The organism is Halocynthiibacter styelae, assembly GCF_016123485.1.
Classification (GTDB): Bacteria; Pseudomonadota; Alphaproteobacteria; order Rhodobacterales; family Rhodobacteraceae; genus Halocynthiibacter; species Halocynthiibacter styelae.
The window spans coordinates 1-1,482 of the sequence record NZ_JADCKQ010000036.1 but is presented as its reverse complement, the minus strand read 5'-3'; the positions used below and the strand labels follow the sequence as shown (position 1 = coordinate 1,482).

1 protein-coding gene is annotated in these 1,482 nt (G+C 59.9%); it reads left to right on the top strand.

Going from position 1 to position 1,482, the window contains the following annotated elements; all coding sequences use genetic code 11:
- Window positions 1–1,482 (top strand): hypothetical protein (locus H1D41_RS18220; protein WP_228850263.1); only part of this gene is annotated, 1,482 nt, incomplete at both ends.

Genomic DNA, 1,482 nt, shown 5'->3' with positions numbered 1-1,482 from the left:
CGTCTGAGCTTACTGTGAACCCTGACGGCACTGTTGACGTGAACCCGGGCACAGAACCTGGTGTCTACACGTTCGACTATGAGCTCTGCAGCACCGACACCGTGCCCGTCTGTGAAACCGCAACTGCGACCATCATTGTCACACCAGAGATTGAGGCGGCTCCAGAAAGCTTTGCGGACTTCCCGCAGGCCGGTGGGGATACCACTTCGATCCTGGCCTCTGACACGCTCAACGGCGGGCCGGCAGAGCTGACAACCGTGACCATCACAGCCCCTGTGGCCGGTGATATCACCAAACTGGGCGGCGGCACTGTTTCCGGCATCACGCTGGATCCGGCGACCGGCATCATCACTGTTGATCCCGGCACCGATGCAGGCACCTATGAGATCGCTTATGAGATCTGCACAATTGCCCTGCCTGTGACCTGTGACACTGCGGTGGAAACCGTGACTGTCCTCGCCAGCGAAGTTGCTCCTGCGGACGATGCGGAGACCATCGACCGTGCGACGGCGGATACCGGAGCGACGGCTGTGGTGAACCTCTTTGACGGCGACACAATCAATGGTGATCCGGCGGACAACAGCAATGCGACTGTCACCCCGGTTGACCCTGCGGCTGTTCCGTCTGAGCTTACTGTGAACCCTGACGGCACTGTTGACGTGAACCCGGGCACAGAACCTGGTGTCTACACGTTCGACTATGAGCTCTGCAGCACCGACACCGTGCCCGTCTGTGAAACCGCAACTGCAACGATCACTGTCACACCAGAGATTGAGGCAGCTCCGGAAAGCTTTGCGGACTTCCCACAGGCTGGTGGGGATACCACTTCGATCCTGGCCTCTGACACGCTCAACGGCGCGCCAGCAGAGCTGACAACCGTGACCATCACAGCCCCTGTGGCCGGTGATTACACCAAAGTAGGCGGCGGCACTGTTTCCGGCATCACGCTGGATCCGGCGACCGGCATCATCACTGTCGATCCCGGCACCGATGCAGGCACCTATGAGATCGCTTATGAGATCTGCACAATTGCCCTGCCTGTGACCTGTGACACTGCGGTGGAAACCGTGACTGTCCTCGCCAGCGAAGTTGCTCCTGCGGACGATGCGGAGACCATCGACCGTGCGACGGCGGATACCGGAGCGACGGCTGTGGTGAACCTCTTTGACGGCGACACAATCAATGGTGATCCGGCGGACAACAGCAATGCGACTGTCACCCCGGTTGACCCTGCGGCTGTTCCGTCTGAGCTTACTGTGAACCCTGACGGCACTGTTGACGTGAACCCGGGCACAGAACCTGGTGTCTACACGTTCGACTATGAGCTCTGCAGCACCGACACCGTGCCCGTCTGTGAAACCGCAACTGCAACGATCACTGTCACACCAGAGATTGAGGCAGCTCCGGAAAGCTTTGCGGACTTCCCACAGGCTGGTGGGGATACCACTTCGATCCTGGCCTCTGACACGCTCAACGGCGCGC